Origin of the sequence: Kibdelosporangium aridum, assembly GCF_900176515.1 — a bacterium.
GTDB lineage: Bacteria > Actinomycetota > Actinomycetes > Mycobacteriales > Pseudonocardiaceae > Kibdelosporangium > Kibdelosporangium aridum.
Map to the genome: position 1 here is coordinate 24,625 of NZ_FWXV01000010.1, position 17,198 is coordinate 41,822.

Annotated in this window: 15 protein-coding genes; 10 read left to right on the forward strand and 5 right to left on the reverse strand. The window is 67.4% G+C overall.

Features of this window, described 5'->3' with window-relative positions; translation table 11 throughout:
• Nucleotides 1–58: 58 nt before the first annotated feature.
• Entirely contained in the window at nt 59–2,455 is a 2,397-nt protein-coding gene (locus B9C43_RS40770) for a PEP/pyruvate-binding domain-containing protein (protein ID WP_084432826.1), read from the reverse strand.
• 274 nt (nt 2,456–2,729) lie between these two features.
• Between B9C43_RS40770 and B9C43_RS40775 the strand changes: the two genes are divergently transcribed.
• The 9 genes from B9C43_RS40775 to B9C43_RS40815 all read left to right on the forward strand — a co-directional run bounded on the left by B9C43_RS40775 (nt 2,730) and on the right by B9C43_RS40815 (nt 12,975).
• Nucleotides 2,730–3,077 carry a hypothetical protein gene (locus B9C43_RS40775; RefSeq protein WP_084432827.1) on the forward strand — a complete coding sequence of 116 codons (348 nt, stop codon included), beginning with the start codon at nt 2,730–2,732 and terminating at the stop codon, nt 3,075–3,077.
• Between the two features lie 76 nt (nt 3,078–3,153).
• Nucleotides 3,154–4,167: an ABC transporter substrate-binding protein gene (locus B9C43_RS40780; protein WP_235039138.1), complete on the forward strand. Its 1,014-nt coding sequence runs from the start codon at nt 3,154–3,156 to the stop codon at nt 4,165–4,167.
• Complete coding sequence (locus tag B9C43_RS40785; RefSeq protein WP_084432828.1) at nt 4,164–5,114, forward strand: ABC transporter permease; 951 nt, start codon at nt 4,164–4,166, stop codon at nt 5,112–5,114. Before B9C43_RS40780 ends, B9C43_RS40785 begins: the two co-directional genes overlap by 4 nt.
• Nucleotides 5,111–5,920 (forward strand): ABC transporter ATP-binding protein, encoded by an 810-nt coding sequence (locus tag B9C43_RS40790; RefSeq protein ID WP_235039139.1) that lies wholly within the window; start codon nt 5,111–5,113, stop codon nt 5,918–5,920. The genes B9C43_RS40785 and B9C43_RS40790 overlap by 4 nt, the downstream gene beginning before the upstream one ends.
• A 31-nt stretch (nt 5,921–5,951) precedes the next feature.
• Nucleotides 5,952–8,678, forward strand: a complete 2,727-nt coding sequence (locus tag B9C43_RS40795; protein WP_084432829.1) for a sensor histidine kinase — start codon at nt 5,952–5,954, stop codon at nt 8,676–8,678.
• Nucleotides 8,675–9,106, forward strand: coding sequence for a roadblock/LC7 domain-containing protein (locus B9C43_RS40800; RefSeq protein WP_033389312.1), 432 nt, complete (start codon nt 8,675–8,677; stop codon nt 9,104–9,106). The genes B9C43_RS40795 and B9C43_RS40800 overlap by 4 nt, the downstream gene beginning before the upstream one ends.
• Before the next feature lie 15 nt (nt 9,107–9,121).
• The gene (locus tag B9C43_RS40805; RefSeq protein ID WP_033389311.1) at nt 9,122–9,484 is read left to right on the forward strand and encodes a DUF742 domain-containing protein; all 363 of its coding nucleotides are present in this window, start codon (nt 9,122–9,124) and stop codon (nt 9,482–9,484) included.
• Nucleotides 9,462–10,067 carry a GTP-binding protein gene (locus B9C43_RS40810; protein WP_033389310.1) on the forward strand — a complete coding sequence of 202 codons (606 nt, stop codon included), beginning with the start codon at nt 9,462–9,464 and terminating at the stop codon, nt 10,065–10,067. The genes B9C43_RS40805 and B9C43_RS40810 overlap by 23 nt, the downstream gene beginning before the upstream one ends.
• A gap of 73 nt (nt 10,068–10,140) precedes the next feature.
• A complete protein-coding gene (locus B9C43_RS40815; RefSeq protein ID WP_160097044.1) occupies nt 10,141–12,975 on the forward strand; it encodes an AfsR/SARP family transcriptional regulator in 2,835 nt (944 codons plus the stop codon).
• A gap of 18 nt (nt 12,976–12,993) precedes the next feature.
• On the opposite strand, the gene B9C43_RS40820 is transcribed toward B9C43_RS40815, so the two are convergent.
• Nucleotides 12,994–13,704 carry an AfsR/SARP family transcriptional regulator gene (locus B9C43_RS40820; protein WP_160097046.1) on the reverse strand — a complete coding sequence of 237 codons (711 nt, stop codon included), beginning with the start codon at nt 13,702–13,704 and terminating at the stop codon, nt 12,994–12,996.
• A 291-nt stretch (nt 13,705–13,995) separates the two neighbouring features.
• On the opposite strand from B9C43_RS40820, the gene B9C43_RS40825 reads away from it, so the two are divergent.
• Nucleotides 13,996–15,168, forward strand: coding sequence for a cytochrome P450 (locus B9C43_RS40825; protein ID WP_084432832.1), 1,173 nt, complete (start codon nt 13,996–13,998; stop codon nt 15,166–15,168).
• On the opposite strand, the gene B9C43_RS40830 is transcribed toward B9C43_RS40825, so the two are convergent.
• The 3 genes from B9C43_RS40830 to B9C43_RS40840 form a co-directional block, all read right to left on the reverse strand.
• Complete coding sequence (locus B9C43_RS40830; RefSeq protein ID WP_235039140.1) at nt 15,129–16,313, reverse strand: MFS transporter; 1,185 nt, start codon at nt 16,311–16,313, stop codon at nt 15,129–15,131. The genes B9C43_RS40825 and B9C43_RS40830 overlap by 40 nt on opposite strands.
• Nucleotides 16,314–16,389: 76 nt before the next feature.
• On the reverse strand, nt 16,390–16,752 hold the full coding sequence (locus tag B9C43_RS40835) for a VOC family protein (RefSeq protein WP_033389304.1): 363 nt from the start codon (nt 16,750–16,752) through the stop codon (nt 16,390–16,392).
• A gap of 11 nt (nt 16,753–16,763) precedes the next feature.
• Nucleotides 16,764–17,198, reverse strand: coding sequence for a YybH family protein (locus B9C43_RS40840; protein WP_033389303.1), 435 nt, complete (start codon nt 17,196–17,198; stop codon nt 16,764–16,766).

Sequence of the window (17,198 nt, forward strand, 5' to 3'; positions counted from 1 at the left end):
CCACACTTAGGGAACCATCGTTGACCTAATAAGTCAACGTCGGTTCCCTAACTCCTGATCACAGGAGAGTGACGGTGCCCTTGCCGCCGTCGACGCGGATGCGGTCACCCGTGGAGAGCAGGGACGTGGCGTTGCCGCATCCGACCACCGCGGGGATGCCCAGCTCACGGGCCACGATCGCGGCGTGTGACAGCGGCGCCCCGATATCGGTGACCACGGCGGCCGCGCGCGGGAACAACGGCGTCCAGCCGATGTTGGTCACGGTCGTCACCAAGATCTCCCCGTCGCGCAACGACTCGGCTTCTTCCACTGTGGACACCACCCGAGCCACTCCCTCGACGGCCCCTGGGACCCCCGGGAAGCCGGTGATCGCCGAAGAGTCGTCTTCCGAGGTCCAATTCGCCGGGTCGAACCGGCCGCAGATCAGGGTCGGGTACGGCGGCAGCGCCGAGTAGTACTCGTAAGCCGCATGCCTGGCGCCGATCGCGGCCAGCGGTTGCGTCGCACCCTCGAGCACAGCGATGATTTCCGGGAACCGCAAGAAGAACAGGTCGTGACCGGTGAGTTCGTTCGCTCGCAGGACGAAGGCCCGGAACACCCAGAACGACCGGGCGAACTCCGAGCGGGCACGTTCCCGCTTTCGCGCCGAGACAGCCGCCTTCGCGAGCCGGCGGGCGATCTTCGGCGCGGAGCGGGGGTGCGCGGCCTTGAGGCGTTCCCACGCCGCATCACGGGCTTGCGCTTGCCGGGCAAGCAGTTCCTCGGGCGAGGCGGTCATGCCGTCGAGCAAGCGCTTGATCCACGCGGGGTCCTCCCCCGAACGCGGCACCGACACCTCGAACTCGTCGTGACCGCGATGCCCCCACGCCTCCATGTACTCGTCCGTGGTGATCTCGCCGCGGCGCAGCCGGGCCAGGCCGATCATCGGGCCGAGGCTGACGAGTTCGTCCGAAGACGTGTGCAAGCCGGACAACAACAACGCCGCGTCAGACGCGCCAACCAGTTCGGTCAGCCGCATGCTGAACCGTGCCGCGGAAGCCTGACGCGCACCAGCGTCGAAAGTCCGGCAAGCAAGCAGTAGGTCAGCAACCTCCGACCGCCACAACTCCACGAGCTCCGGCGCCGAGGCAGCAGCGGAAATCCTGGCGCGCAAAGCAGAACAGCGTGCCGGGTTCGCCGCGACCAACGCGTCCAAGTTCTTGCGATACTCACGGAAATCCCGAGCAATCCGAATACCCGCGGCCACTGTGGCGCGCACGACTGCCAACCGGGACAGCGGCAACCGCGGGATGTCCATGTCGTCGGGGATCCGGCCGAAGATCTGCCCGGCTATCCGGCGCGCCGTGCCGCCGAGGCCCAGCGCGGTCAGCGCGGCCATGCCCGTACTGATGTTCAGATAGAACCGGCCGCCGATGTTGCCGGACGTCGGATGCCCGGCCAGTGGCGGCAATGCCAGGGACTGCGCGAGCGACCATGTCGCCGGGGTCATCACGCTCGGTACCGCTTCGCGCAGGTTCGCACAGGTCCATAGATAGTCGCCGAGCAATGTGTCGTTCCAGACCTCGAACGACGGCAGCGTGGTGATCGGCCGGGCCTGCAGGATCGTGAACTGTCCGTCGTGGACGGCCCACTCGATGTCCATCGGCATGCCGTACAGGTCCTGGATGCGCTTGCCGAGCGCGGCCAGTTCCTGTACCTGGTCGTCGGACAGCACGGCCTGGGAGCGCTTCTCGGCCGGAACCGGTTGCAGTCCAGTGCGATTCAATCCAGTGCGATCCGACCCAGCACTGTCCGCGGTCGGCACAGTCATCACCGTCTTCTCGGCGATCTCCGATCGCACGGTATCGCCGGTCAGCACATACGTATCCGGAGTCACGTCGCCGCTGACCAATGCTTCGCCCAGACCCCATGTGGCGTTGATCATGATCGTGTCCCTGGCGCCGGTGACCGGGTCCGCGGTGAACATCACGCCCGCCGCCGACGCGGGCACCATCTCCTGCACCACCACCGCGATCGCGATGTCCGATGCGGACACCTCATTACTGGCGCGGTAGTGGACCGCACGGTCCGTCCACAGTGACGCCCAGCACCGCTTGATCGCGTCGAGCACATCGTCGAATCCGACGATGTTGAGGAACGTGTCATGTTGACCCGCGAATGACAGTTCCGGCAGGTCTTCCACTGTCGCCGACGAGCGCACTGCGACTGATACCGCGCCGGACTGTGCTGATTTGCACAGCTGCGCATAGGCCGAATGGATGGCAGTTACGACATCCGAGGGAATTTCCGTGCCAGAAGCTGATACAGAATCGCGATACACGCTGGTGGTCACGAAGAACCCCGGCGGGACAGGCAATCCCGCTTGGGCCAGACGGCTCAACGACGCGCCTTTGCCACCGACTGTGGCCAGGTCGGCGCCGGGATCTCGCAGTGACAGGATCAGCGGATGGGTCATGACCGACATCGTCCCAGGTGAGGTGTCCCACTAACCGGAACCGGACGGGCGGCCTTCGGTGCGTTAAATCCCCGCAAATTCCGCCATCCGGCAGTATCTGCGCTGCATGCGTGAGTGATCAGGTACTTGCGGTGGTCGCTAAGCTGTCCGCCGGGAGGCGAAGGGCGTCGGGCTCTGCGCACGGTTCGCTAGGTATTCACGAGGGAAGCGGCCGGTTTTCGCAACGAGTCCTCTACGTTCGCCGGCGAAACACTGGCGTGGAGGGTAAACCAGGATGACCGGGTCTGGTGACGCTCCGTTGCACGACAATTACGGGCCGCAGGCCCGTGGTGCCGTGCAACGGGAAGCCGAACTACCCACAACGGCGTGGGGCCGTGCCATGGCCCACAGCCCGCGGCTGGGTCTGACTGGTGCCCGATCCATCAAGGACATACGCGTCGCCGTGTTCGCCCGCGCGGGATTCACCCCCATGACGTTCCTCAAAGAACCGTTCGTTGAGGACGTTCGTCCAGGCGACGGGCACGACGTGATCGTGTTCGGCGCGCAGGTGCTCCGGCGCGTGCATGCGCCTGGCGCATTCCCGGTCGCGCCAGATTCCCGGACGCCAGAAACACCGCACTGAGAAGCAAGACCAGCACCGCTCACAACCACATACCCGTCTATTCGGAACTCCCTACCCCGTCCCCCTGGAGTTCGTTGTGCGATCCCGTCCCCTGACCCGTCTACTGACCGCGATCTTGTGCGCCGTCGGAATGCTCGGTGTGGCAAGCCTTTCCGGCTGCTCCGAGACAGGTGCGTCGTCGGCGTCCGGCAAGATCACCATTGGTTTCTCGGCCTGGCCCGGCTGGAACGTATGGCAGGTCGCGCAGGAACAAGGCCTGTTCGCCAAGAACGGCGTCGAGGTCGAACTGAAGTGGTTCGACGTCTACACCGACAGCCTCAACGCGCTGGCCACTGGCGCGATCGACGCCAACAGTCAAACCCTCAACGACACGCTGATGTCCGTCAGCGGCGGCGCCAAGCAGACCGTGGTGCTGGTCAACGACAACTCGACCGGCAACGACAAGATCATCGCCCGGGAGGGCATCACCGGCGTCGCCGACCTCAAGGGCAAGAAGGTCGCGGTCGAGCAGGGCACCGTCGACCACTACCTGCTGCTGCTCGCGCTGGCCGAGGCGAAGCTGACCGAAAAGGACATCGAACTCGTCCCGATGGCCACCGACGCGGCCGTCGCGGCGTTCGCCGGCGGCAAGGTCGACGCGGTCGGCGCGTTCGCCCCGTTCACCACCACGGCCCTCGAGCGGCCGGGCAGCCGCGCGATCGCCACGTCCGCCGAGTTCCCCGGCGCCATCCCGGACCACCTGGTGTTCAAGGCCGATGTGGTCCGCGACCGCCCGCAGGTCGTGCAGGGCGTGGTGAACACCTGGTTCCAGACTCTGGCCTGGATCAAGGAGAACCGCGACGGCGCGGTCGGCATCATGGCCAAGCGCAACGGCGTGACCGTCGAGGACTACAAGACCTACGACTCGGGCACCACGATCTTCACCCGCCAGCAGAACATCGACGCGTTCACCCCTGGCACCACCCCGCAGCACCTCAACCACCAGGCCCGCCTGGCCGCGGACTTCCTCACCAGCACCGGTCTGGCGAAGAACCCGCCGAACCTTGACGGCCTGTTCAACGACACGTTCGTCAAGGCGGTGCCGGAGTGAAACCGGGAGTGACCCCCGGGTCGGTCGACGAGCAGGCCGCGGCCCAGCGGTTCCTCGAGGCCGAACGGGCCAGCCGGGGATCGGGCACCGCCACGGTCGCCGCACCGGCACGGCCGGACCGCACAGAATGGCCCGCACTTCCGGTGCGGCCAAGACCCAAGCCGTCGTCGTCGTTGCTGAGCATCCGCAAGCCGATCTCTCACACGACACGGCTGACCCTGCTCGTCCTGTCGTTCGTCATCCCGTTGCTGGCTTGGGTCGTGCTGAGCGCGACCCAAGCGGTCCCGGAGACGTTCCTGCCGGGACCGGTGGCCACCTTCCAGGCCGGTTTGGAGATGGCACAGGACGGCACGCTGTTCACCGACCTGTGGGACACCGTGCAGCGCATCCTGTACGGGTTCGGCCTCGCCGTGCTCGTCTCGGTGCCGATCGGCATCGTGATGGGCACGTTCATGGCGGGCAACGCGCTCTTCGAGCCGTTCCTGAGCATGATGCGGTACCTGCCGGCGAGCGCGTTCATCCCGCTGATGATGATCTGGCTGGGTGTCGGCGAAGAGCCCAAGATCGCGGTCCTGTTCCTCGGTACGGTCTTCTTCAACACGTTCATGACCGCCGATGTGGTTCGATCCGTGCCGCGGCAATTGATCAACGTGTCGTACACGCTCGGTGCCCGGCGCAACGAGGTACTGCGCAAGGTGATCATCCCGCACTCGGTCCCGGGCATCATCGACGCGATCCGGGTGAACATCGCCGCGGCGTGGAACCTGGTCGTGGTGGCCGAGGTGGTCGTCTCCACGACCGGTCTCGGCCGCAGGATCATGCAGTCGCAACGGTTCCTGGAGACCGACCAGATCTTCGCGATCCTGATCCTGATCGGCATCTGTGGCGTGATCATCGATATCGCGTTGCGCTTCTTGCGCAATCGCATCGGACGGTGGGTGGCGTGACTTCCGAAGATCTGCTTGCAGGATCGAGCGTCGGCACAGGGTTGTTGGAAATCCAGGGCGTTGCCAAGCGGTTCGATGTGCGCGGGCGTGAGGTCCGCGCCCTCGAAGGCATCGATCTTCAGGTCTCCCAAGGGGATTTCCTCTGCGTGTGCGGGGCGAGCGGGTCGGGCAAGTCGACGCTGCTGTCCTTGGTCGCCGGCTTGGACGTGCCGAGCGAGGGCAAGATCCTGTTGGACGGCAGCCCGGTGGTCGGCCCTGGGCCTGATCGCGGGCTCGTCCCGCAGGCCGGCAGCCTGTACCCGTGGCGGACGGTGGAGCGCAATGTCGCTTTTGGACTAGAGCTGCTGCCGGTCAGTTCCGCCGAACGGGCCAAGCGGGTCGACTGGTACCTCGCCGAGACGGGGTTGTCGAAGCTGCGCAACTCGCTGCCCAAGCAGCTCTCCGGCGGCCAGCAGCAACGGGTGGCGATCGCCCGTGCGCTGGCGTGCGAGCCGGAGGTGCTGCTGCTCGACGAACCGTTCGGTGCGTTGGACGTGCAGACCAAAGAGGACATGCAGGTGCTGATCCGCCAGGTCTGGCGGGACACCGGCACCACGGTCGTGATGGTCACCCACGACGTCGAAGAGGCCGTGTTCCTCGGCCAGCGGGTGGTCGTGCTCGAATCCAGTCCCGGCCGAGTGGCCGCGGACATCACCATCGACCTTCCCACAGACCGGGAGCTGGCTGTGAAACGGACCCCCGAGTTCCTCGCACTGCGGGCGAGGATCGAAGATCTCGTTCGCGCCCAGCACAACAAAGCCGGCTGAGGCCGCGGCAGAGAAAGCAGGAGGAGGTGGCATGAAGCACCTGAAGAGACCGCCGGGGCGGGACGGCAAGACCACACTGCTCGGCAGGCTCGGCATCCGGGGCAAGCTGAACCTGCTCCTCCTGCTGCCGCTGGCAGCGGTGCTGATGGTCGCGACGCCGTTCGTCATCGTCCAGGCCAACAGCGCCGCATCGGCGGGGCAGACCGCGGACGCGGCGCGCTACACGCGTGAAGTCGGTGGCCTGGTCTGGGAACTGCAGCGGGAGCGGTTGCTCACCGCGGCGTACCTGGCGTCGCCGAGTTCCGACAGCGGCGCGATGGAACGCCAGCAGCGCAAGGTCGACGAGACCGTCGGGCAGGTGCGGTCGTCACTGGGCGACGACATGTCCGACGAGCTCGCTTCGGCTCTCGTGCGGATCGGTTCGTTGAACGAGCTCCGGCAAGGCGCACTGCGCCGCGGTATTTCCGCTGACAGCGTGGCGCGTACGTACCACGCGGTCATCGACGCGGTGATCGACTCCCTGCGCCTCGTGCCGCAGGTGACCAGTGACGCCGAGGGCACCCGGCAGCTGACCGCTCTCGAAGCGCTGTTGCGCGCCAACGAATACGGCGAACTGCGCGGTATGGCGTTGATCGCGACCGCGCTCAACCGGACCACCGGTGAGGTTCTGCTGGACGACGCGACCCAGCAGGCCAAGATGTTCACCGAGCGATTCGTCCAACAGGCGGACGTCGAGCACGCCACACTCGTCGTGCAAGTGGCGGAAGGCGATCCCGCGACGGCTGTCGAAGGCCTCGCGGCGCGGATGCCCACCGACGCACGAAACCCTGCTGCTGTCGAAGCGTTCGCCAACGACGCACTGACGACCGTCGGAGCACAGTCGGGCCTGCGCCGTACGGTCCAGGACCGCGTCACAAGCCAGCTGACCGACGCCGCGACCGCACGTGCCGACAGCGCGCAGACCATCGCGTGGCTCGTCGGTGGCGGTGCCGCCGCGCTGATCGCGCTGGTCGCGTTCCTGACCGTGATCGTGAGCCGCGCGATCGCCTCGCCGTTGAAGCAGCTGACCGACGCCGCCACGAACGTCGCCCAGCTCGCCGAGACCGAACTGGTCCGAGTCAGCGACACCGAGACGCCCGAGGCGCAGCGGCCACGGCTGACCGAGATCAAGGTCTCCACCAGTGACGAGATCGGCCAGCTCGCGGTGGCGTTCAACCGCGTGCAGTCGACCGCCGCCCAGCTGGTCGAACGGCAGGCCATCACCCGGCACAACGTCAGTCTGATGTTCGCCAACGTCGCCCAGCGCACGCAGAACCTGGTCGGCCGCCAGCTCGCACTGGTCGACGAGCTGGAGCGCAACGAGCAGGATTCCCGCCTGCTGGAACGGCTTTACCGGCTGGACCACCTCTCCACCCGCCTGCGCCGCAGCGCCGACAACCTGCTCGTGGTGGCCGGTACCCGGACCGACACCGGGCTCGGCGGGCCGATGCTGCTGGCCAACGCGATGCGCTCGGCACTGGCCGAGATCGAGGACTACCAACGGGTCCAGCTCGGTGACATGCACGACGTCACCTGTGCCTCCTCGCTGGGTTCCGACCTGGTGCTGGTGTTCGCCGAGCTGCTGGAGAACGCGACGTCGTTCTCCCCGCCGGACACCCAGGTCGAGGTCAGCGCGGCGTTCACCAACGAGGGCGCGTGCGTGATCAGCATCGTGGACCACGGCATCGGCATGAAGCCGCCGCAGATGGCCGAGGAGAACCGCCGTCTGGTCGACCGTGAACGCCTCGACGTCGCCCCGACCAGTGTGCTCGGCCTGTTCGTGGTCGGACGGCTGGCCCGGCGGCACTCGCTGGCCGTCGACCTGATCCCGACCCACGGCGGCGGTGTGACCGCGCGGGTGGCCATCCCGGCCGCGCTGTTCACCCGGCCGGCCCCGGCCGCGCCACCAGCCCAGCCCGCCGCACCGGCCGCGCAGGCCCAGTCGTCGCCCGCGGTCGCCGCGCACCAAGGTGCCGCGCGTGCCCGGCTGGAGATGCCGAGCGTGCCGGAGATGCGGATCCCACCGGCCCAGCAGCACTCCGGGTTCTCGTGGTTCCCCGATGGCGACTTCTCGGGGGAACCCGCTCTGTCGCCGATGTTCGAGCCGATGTCGCCGCCGATGTCGCCGCCGATGTCGCCGCCACCCGCTGTTCCGGCTCCGGCAACTGCTCCTGCTGCGCCGCCGGTCGCGGAACCACAGCCGGTCGCCACGGCGCCTGCGCCCGCGGCGGCGTCCAGTGAGACCCGCGGCGGGTTCAAGCGACGGGTCGCTGGAGCACAGATCCCTGGCGGCGCGGTCATCCCATCGACACCCACCGTGGTCACGGCGCCGGTCGCGAAGCCCGAGCCGGTCATGGCTCGCTCCGCACAGCACGACCCGGCGGCGGCCCGTGCGGCCATGGACGGGTTCCAGGAGGCTTTCGCCAAGGCAGCGGTAGCACCGGCTGCCCCGGAGGCGGCCATGGCGGCTCCGGCTGCCGAGCCGCAGCCGCTGATGCGCGACGGGCTCAGCCGGCGGGTGCCGGGTGCCAACCTCGCCCCAGGGCTGCGCACGATGAAGACGACGAGTGCCCCTCCCTTACGGGCCAAGCCGAAGTACAAGGCACGTGATCCGGAAGCTGAGAAGGCGTCGCTCGACGCGTTCGCGAGTGGACTGGCCCGTGCCGGAGTGCGGGAGGAACCCGTTGACACTGATCCGATGAAAGAGAGCACCACATGATCACGCCCCCCGGAGTCAGCACCGAGGCCCAGAACTTCAACTGGCTCGTGAGCCGCTTCGCCCAGGGCACCGCCGGAGCGATCGCGGCGATCGCGGTTTCCGCCGACGGCCTGCTGATCGCGATGTCCTCTGATCTGGCACGGCAGAACGCCGACCGGCTCGCGGCGATCGCCTCGGCCATGCTCGGGCTGGCCAACGGTGTGTCCGACACCCACCCGCTCGGCCAGCCGGACAAGATCATCATCGAGCTGGAGCGCGGCTACCTGCTGGTCTGCACGATCAGCATCGGCTGTTCGCTCGGAGTTCTCGCGACCAAACAAGCGAGTCTTGGCACGATCGCCTACGAGATGGCAATGTTTGCCAACCGGGCCAGCGCTGTCCTGACACCGCAGTTGATCGAGGAGCTCAAGAACTCCGTGGGCCAATAAAGGGGAGGAGCGGCCATGAGTGGCAGAGGAGACGATCCCGACGTTTCCTTGTTGCGCCCGTACTTGATGACCTCAGGGCGTACCAAGCCAGTCGATCACACCATTGAGATCGAAGCCCAGGTGATGACGAGCAACCTGGGTGCCACTTCGGTGCAGAACCTCACGTTCGAGCGGCGCGACATCCTGTCGCTGTGCCGCAAGACGATGTCGGTCGCCGAGGTCGCCGCCATGCTCAAGCTGCACATCGGGGTGGCGCGGGTGCTCGTCGCCGACCTCGCCGCCCTCGGCTACGTCGTGGTACGACGGCCGGAATCCGAAACCCCGCAAGACCTCCGCATGATCGAAAGGGTCATCCGTGGACTCGAAGCCATCCGCTGAACCGATGGCGGCGCCGCGCAAGCCGCCGACACCGGTCAAGATCGTCATCGCCGGTGGCTTCGGTGTCGGCAAGACCACCGCGGTCGCCTCGATCTCGGAGATCCCGCCGCTGCGCACCGAAGCCGTGATGACCTCGGCCGCCGCCGAGATCGACCGGACCGGGCACGTCCCGTCCAAGACCACCACCACGGTGGCGATGGACTTCGGCTGCATCACCATCGACGACGAGGTCAAGCTGTACCTGTTCGGCACGCCCGGCCAGGACCGCTTCGGCTTCATGTGGCACGACCTGGTGGTCGGTGCGCTCGGTGCGCTGGTCATCGTGGACACCCGGCGGCTGGACGACTGCTACCCGGCGGTCGACTACTTCGAGAAGGCCGGTGTGCCGTTCGTCGTGGCGGTGAACAAGTTCGACGGCATGCTCAACCACGACCTCAACGACGTGCGCTGGGCGCTCGCGGTGTCCGAGGACGTACCGCTGGTGACGTTCGACGCTCGCGAGAAACTGTCGGTCCGCGACGCGCTGCTCGCGGTGCTGCGCAACACCTTCTCCAGGGCGCAGGCCCGCAGCGCGGCTCCCTGATCTTGGGCACCCGGAGAGGATGATGGCATGATTGCGCCGGGAACAGACCTCTGGGGAGCAGGGAGAGGTGCTGGTGAGCCCAGCCGTCAGGTTCGCGCTGCTGGGACCGTTGCGGGCATGGCGTCACGGGGTTGAGATCGAACTGGGTCCACCCCAGCAACGCTTGCTGCTTTCCGTGCTGCTGGCGTACGCGGGCAAGCCGGTCAGCCTGGACACCCTGGTAGACCTGCTGTGGGAGGACGAACCGCCGTCCAGCGCGGTCAACGTCGTGCACCGCTACGTCGGCACCCTGCGCCGGCTTTTCGAACCTGAACTGCCCACTCGCGCCACCGGTTCGTGGCTGATCAGAGAGGCGGGCGCGTACCGCCTCGCGGTGGACGCCGAATCCTGCGATCTGGCCGAGTACCGCGAGCACACCGCGCAGGCGCGCAAACAGGCCGGCCTCGGCGACAAAGCCGGGGCCGTGGCCACGTACATCTCGGCGCTGAAGCTGTGGCAGGGCCGGGTCGCGCACGGTGTCGCGGCCCCCGCCAGGGCCAGGGCGATCTTCCTGGACATGGACCACGAGGGCTGCCGGGTGATCTGCGAGGCGGCCGACGTGGCCCTGGAAGCGGGCCGCGCCGCGGACGTCGTGCCGTACCTGCGCTTGGCCGTGTCGCTGGACGAGTACAACGAGGCGATGCAGGCGCGGCTGATGCTGGCGCTGGCTGCCGCGGGCAACCAGGCCGCGGCACTGCAGACATTCGAGACGGTCAGGGACAAACTGGCCAGCGAGCTCGGCGTGGAGCCGGGTCCCGAGCTGACTGCGGCGTTCCGTGCGGTGCTGACGCCGCAGACGGTCGAAGAGACGCCGCTGATCACGCCGATCGTCCAGCCCGCGCAGCTGCCGCCGGACCTGCCCGCGTTCGCCGGCCGGGAGGCCGAGCTGAAGTACCTGGAGTCGTTGCTGCCGGACCGGCCGACCGGCCTGGTCACCGTCGCGATCGACGGGATGCCCGGCTCGGGCAAGACCACGCTGGCGGTGCACTGGGCGCACTCGGTGGCCGACCGGTTCCCGGACGGGCAGCTGTACGTCAACATGCGTGGTTTCGACCCGGACCACGTCCAGCTGACCGCGGCTGAGGCACTGCGCGGGTTCCTTGACGCACTGGGCATCGCCGCGAGCCGTATCCCGCCGTCGGTGGACGCCCAGTCGGCGCTGTACCGCAGTGTGCTGTCCAACCGTCGGGTTCTCGTGCTGATCGACAACGCCCGGGAGATCGCGGACATCCGTCCGCTGTTGCCCGGCGCGGCGGGCTGCCTGGTGATCGTGACCAGCCGCAGCAGACTGGGCGGGCTGGTGGCTTCCGAGGGCGCGCAGGCGATGACGTTGCACGCGTTGTCGGCCGAGGAGGCCAGGGAGACGCTGGTCCGCAGGCTCGGCCGGGAGAAGGTGGAGACCGAGGCCGACGCGGTCGAGGAGATCATCTCGCTGTGCGGCAGGCTGCCGCTGGCGCTGGCCATCGTGGCCGCACGGGCCGCGGCGTACCCGCATTTCCCGCTCAGCGCCATCATCGCCAAGCTCAAACAGGCCAAGGGGACGCTGCAGGGTTTTCGCGACGACGACGGCGAACTGGACGTGCACACGGCCTTCTCGTGGTCGTACCGGATTCTGAGCCCGGACGCGGCCAGGCTGTTCCGGCTGCTGTCGGTGCACATCGGTGTGGACACCTCGGTCGAGGCCGCGGCCAGTATCGGCGGCTTGTCCGTACCGCGGGCACAGGCGTTGCTCGACGAGCTGACGCGGATCCGGTTCCTGACCGAGCACGAACCCGGCCGGTACCTGGCACACGACCTGATCCGGACCTATGCGATCGAGAAACGCATACAGGTCGACTCGGCCGAGGAGCAGCACGAAGCGCTCGGCAGATTGCTCGACTACTACGTGCACATGTCCTACGCGGCGTACCTGCGTTTGCCGCCGCACCAGATCTTCCCGCCACCACCGGCACCACGACCCGGCGTGACGCTGTCCGAAGTCCCGAACCTCACGACCGCCCTGAACTGGTTCAACAGCGAACGCCACGTGATCCAGCTGCTGGTGAAGACCGCCGCTGAGCACGGTTTCCTGCCGCACACCTGGTATCTGGCCATCACGACCCAGCAGTACTACCAGCGCAGAGGCCTCGCGCACGACTGGGAGACCACCACGCGGATCGCGCTGGCCGCGGCGAAAGAGGCCGGGGATCCGTACGTTCTCGCGCGGGTGCACCGGAGCCTCGCGGGCGCGTACTACTTGTTGCGGCGCTGCGAGGACGCGCTCGAGCAACTCAAGATCACCGAGGAGTTGCTCACGCAGCTCGGCAAGACCACCGATTTCGCTTACCTGTACAGCAATTACGCCACGGTGTACTCCGAGCTTGGCCGTGAGGCGGAAGCCGTCGCCTACCACCGAAGAGCGCTCGTGCTCTACGAGGAGGCTGGAGACCGCAAAGGCGAGGCGATCTCCCTGCACGCCATGGCCGCCGGTCTGTCCATGTTGGACAAGAACGTGGACGCCATCGGACTGGTCAACCGGGCGATGGACATCTACCTGTCCCTCGGCGACCGGCACGGTGAAGGAAACTGCTGGGAATGCCTTGGCCTGATCCACAAGAACATGGGTGACCCTGAGCAGGCCGTGAGCTGCATGAAACGCGCGGTGGAGATCTACCGTGAAGTGCACGCCCTCGCCGAGGCCGCCAACGTGCTGATCGTGCTCGGGGACACCATGAACTCCGCCGCCACCCGGGAGGCGTTGTCCGCTTGGCGGACCGCGTTGAGCATCTACGAAGAACTCCGGCTGCCGAGCGACGACGTCCGCGCCCGGCTCACCGCACACGGCGATGCAGCCGACTTGGCGGCGACCCAGTCCACAACGGCCCTGTGAACGCTTCGGCGGCCGCTGTCACGCCGACTCGACGTACACCTCTTCACCGGCGAGAACCAACGCCTGCAGGCGCCGCAAAGCCGGGTTGGGGTCGCGGATCTCGCGGTACAGCCCCAAAGCTTCGGCCCGGCGGTCGGCAAGGGCGAGGGCCATCATCAGCAACTCGAGGAACGCCTGGCGCTGCGGGTGGGAGAACGCGAGGTGCTCCAGCTCAGCGATCAGCTCGTGGTGCGCGCCGCGCCGCAGCTTGACCCGGTAGAGCTCTTCCAAGACCTGCAGCCGCCGCTCGGCCAACCGGCGCCGCTCCGAATCGGCCCACGGCCCAGGGACCTTCTGCAGCGCGTCGCCGCGCCACAAAGCGAGGGCCTGGGTCAGCGCCTCTTCGGCTTCACGCGGGTCGCGGGCGGCTTTCCCGCGCCAGTAAAGGCGTTCGAACCGCCCGACGTCGAGCTGGTCCTTCTCCACCCGCAGGAGGTAACCGCTCGCGGCGGTCTCCACCTCTGTCTTCAGCACGCGGCGCAGCCCGGAGACGTAGCTGTGCAGGTTGCTGGCCGCGCTCGCCGGCTCGGGTTCGCCCCAGACCGCACGGATGATCGCGTCCCGGGACACGACCTGACCGGCGTGGGACGCCAGCACGGCGAGCACTGCCCGTTGCCGCGCCGGGCCCAAGGGCAGCTCCTTGCCGTCTCGCAGGACCCTGACCGGTCCAAGGAGCTCGATAGCTGTCATGGTCAGAAACATTAGGGATCAGGTGTGGACAAAGAGTGAGTGCTTTGTTACCGAGTCAAAGAAAGGGTAAAACGGCTGGTCAGGCGGTTATTTTCGACCCGTCGCGTCGGCTTGGGTTACTGCCCTTGGTCACACCGGTGTTCTCCAGGTCGTATCCACGGCTCCGGTAGTGCACCCACGACCGCTCGATGGCCCAAACGGGCGGCATTTGAGCCATGAACGCCATTCGCGGCTGACGCCCGGACCGTGGCACCGATGTAGTGAACGGTGCACGGACTCCCGGTAGGTTCCATGATCAAGGCCGCTGACAGCAGGTTCCGGGCCGTGTCGGCCGATCCGTCGTCGTTCGGGCTCGACCTGGCCGCGTTGGGGCGTCAGCACTCCACGGTGTTCGACGAGCACATGGGAGCGCTCCTTGTGCTGCGCCACCAGGACGTGTCCGCCGCGCTGCGAAACCACGGCACGTTCAGCACCAGCTTCTACGGTGTCGGGCCGATGGCGTCGATGATGATCGCGCACGGCGGCGCGGAACACACCCGGCAGCGGCGTATCCACAACCGCTTCTTCAGCCCGGCGGCGAGTGCGCGCTACGCCGCGCGGATCGTGCCCATCGCCGAGCGGACTTTCGAGCGGCTGGCCGGGCGTGACCGGGCCGAGCTCGTCGAGGACGCGCTGGCGCGCTATCCGATGGAGGTCTTCCTCGATCTGCTCGGTCTTCCGAACGATCTTGGCGATCAGGGACTGGAGTGGGTGCGTGCGATCGTCACGTGGGCCGGGTCGCCGATGAGCGAGCAGGTCGCCGCGCCTGGCCAGCGGGCATTCGACGAACTGCGGGCCTACTGCGCGGAACTGGTCGCCAAGCAGCGCGAGAACCCGAGCGACAACTTGCTTGGCGAGATCGTCCGTGCGCATCTGGAGGAGAGCGGGTTCTCCGTCGACGCGTGCACGGTCGCTGTCGTCAGCCTTCTGCTGGGCGGCCTGGAGACGACCATCCAGATGCTGTCGGCGACAGTGGCCTCATTGCTGCTCAACCCTGATGCCCTTGAACGGGTGCGCAAGGACCCTGCGCTGCGCGACACCGCTGTCGACGAGGCGTTCCGGTGGGCCAATCCGTCCGCGGGCCTCTACCGGCTGGTCACGTCCGACGTCCGGATCGGCGGCACGGACGTCAAAGCAGGCGACATGGTCTACCTCTGCATCGCCGCCGCACACTTCGACGAGCAGGCGTATCCCCAGCCGGAGGTCTTCGATCTCGACCGGCGGGGCGGGCAGCACCTCGGTTTCGGGCTCGGGCCGCACTACTGCGTCGGCGCTCCGTTGGCACGTATCGAGGTTCGCGCCGCGCTCGACGCGCTGCTTGACCGCTTCCCGCGCATCCGCCTGGAACGCCCGGTGGAATTCAGTTACGGCGCACGGGGGTTCGTTCAGCACGGCACCGAGGAGCTGCCCGTCCTGCTGACCTGAAGGTGCCGGATCAACGCGGCCGACGCCATGACGGCGACCAACGCACACACGCCGGACCACCCCAACAGCACGTACGCCCGCGAGCCAAGCCATGACCCCAACCCGCCGCCGAGGAACGCGCACGTCATGTAGGCCGTGTTCACCCGGCTGCGGGCATCGGGGCGCTGCGCGAAGTTGCGCACCATGTTCGCGATCATGCCGGACTGCATCGCCACGTCGAGCACCAACGTCCCGACAGCCAGCGCCGCCAAGCCGACGACACCGCCAAGAACGCCGCCGAGCATGACCGCGGCCGAGATCAGCACGGCGATCATGCACACCAGGTTGACCGGATCCGGTCCGCGCCGGTCGACCTGACGTCCCGCGAGCGGCGTCGCGATCATGGTCGCCGCGTTGACGAACGCCAGCACGCCGACCGCGTGCGCACCCAGGCCGTACACGGGACCGGTGAGCAGCAAGGCAACGCCGGTCCACACCGCCTGGAACGCCCCGAAGATCATCATCTGGTAGAAGCACGAGCGCCGGATCTCCGGCTCGGCCAGGACCAACCGCACCGATGCGGCGACCAACGCCGGATACCGTTGCCGCGTCGGCGGTGTGGTCTTCGGCAACGCGAAAGCCAGGACCAGAGCCAGAATCAACGCCAACGCGGCCGCCACCAGATACGGCGCCCGCCACGTGAGCCACTCCCCCAGCACGCCGCCGAATGCCCGGGACAGCAGCATTCCGCCGAGCGACCCGCTCAGCAACGTGCCGGTGACCGCGCCTTGCCGCTCCTGCGCGACCAGTCCGGCCGCGATCGGCGCGACGGCGGGCGCGACCACGGTCGTGATTCCAATCAGGACGCTCGCACCGAACAGCGGCGGCAACGAATCCGCCGAACTCGCAACTGCCAAGCTGAGCCCGGTCAGACCGAGCAACGTCACGACCAACGGCCGCAACGGAATCCGGTCACCCAACGGCACCAACAAGAAGATCCCGACCGCGTAACCGATCTGCGCGGCCGTGACGACCAATACCGCCGAGTCGACCGGAATCCCCAAGCCGGAAGCCACCAACGGGCTGATCGCCTGCGGGAAGTAGAGGTTGCCGACCGCGACGCCGCACGTCAGCGCCAGCAGCAGCACGACTCCCCGACCGATCACCGGCCCAGACAACCATCCGGGCCCGCCACGAGTCACTCCATTTTGACGCACACCGCGGCGGGCCCGAGTTTCCTGGTCAGACTTCCAAAACCGAGAGGATGTTGCCCGCGGGGTCGGTGAACCACGCGATCAGTGGTCCCTGGCCGCGGAAAATGCCTTTCTCATCGAGGTTTTCGTACTTCTCGAACTCGACACCGCGGGCCCGCAGCTCGTCCACCGCGGACTCGATGTCCTCGACCGGGAAGTTCAGGATGGTGAACGTCGCCGGGGTGTGGTCCTTCTTGGGATAGACCAGCGTGTCCCGGTCGCCGGCGATGTGCAGCGTCAGCATCCCGTTCTCCTCGGTGATGCGCAGGCCGAGCACCTCACCGTAGAACCGCTTGGCCGCTTCGATGTCGTCGACGGAGAAACCACTGAACGCCTTGGTGTTCTCGAACACTTCTCTCCTCCTCACGGCTGAAGGTCGAGCGCGGCGCCGAACGAGCCGTCCATGTAGAACGGCGTCGAGCTGTGCTCGTGGGTGACCCGCCAGTCGCCGTCGATCTTGCGCAGGCAGACCGTCACCCGGAACCATAGGTCGAACCGCTCGGTGCTGCCGAGCGGCACCGCGGACAGCCGGTGCAGGCTGTGCGTGTACGCGACGTCCTGCCCGGCGACCACCTCGAGGTCCCTGATCTCGTAGTCCACCGGGCCGTCGAAGGTCGCGAACCACTGCCTCAGCTTGTCCGCGTCCAGCGGGGCGACGTTGCGCAGCGGCGGGGCGAGGTCGTACTTGACGATCTGCGGCGCGTACTGGCCGACGATCGCCTCGGCGTCGCCCGCGGTCATCGCGGCCTGCATGTCCGCCGTGATCTGCCGGATGCGAGTCTCGTCTTGGCTGGTCAT

What these genes read in the sequence shown, in the direction of transcription:
- B9C43_RS40770 (WP_084432826.1), bottom strand. Translation starts at nt 2,455, where the DNA reads ATGACCCATCCGCTGATCCTGTCACTGCGAGATCCCGGCGCCGACCTG.
- B9C43_RS40775 (WP_084432827.1), top strand. Translation starts at nt 2,730, where the DNA reads ATGACCGGGTCTGGTGACGCTCCGTTGCACGACAATTACGGGCCGCAG.
- B9C43_RS40795 (WP_084432829.1), top strand. Translation starts at nt 5,952, where the DNA reads ATGAAGCACCTGAAGAGACCGCCGGGGCGGGACGGCAAGACCACACTG.
- B9C43_RS40800 (WP_033389312.1), top strand. Translation starts at nt 8,675, where the DNA reads ATGATCACGCCCCCCGGAGTCAGCACCGAGGCCCAGAACTTCAACTGG.
- B9C43_RS40805 (WP_033389311.1), top strand. Translation starts at nt 9,122, where the DNA reads ATGAGTGGCAGAGGAGACGATCCCGACGTTTCCTTGTTGCGCCCGTAC.
- B9C43_RS40820 (WP_160097046.1), bottom strand. Translation starts at nt 13,704, where the DNA reads ATGACAGCTATCGAGCTCCTTGGACCGGTCAGGGTCCTGCGAGACGGC.
- B9C43_RS40825 (WP_084432832.1), top strand. Translation starts at nt 13,996, where the DNA reads ATGATCAAGGCCGCTGACAGCAGGTTCCGGGCCGTGTCGGCCGATCCG.
- B9C43_RS40840 (WP_033389303.1), bottom strand. Translation starts at nt 17,198, where the DNA reads ATGACCAGCCAAGACGAGACTCGCATCCGGCAGATCACGGCGGACATG.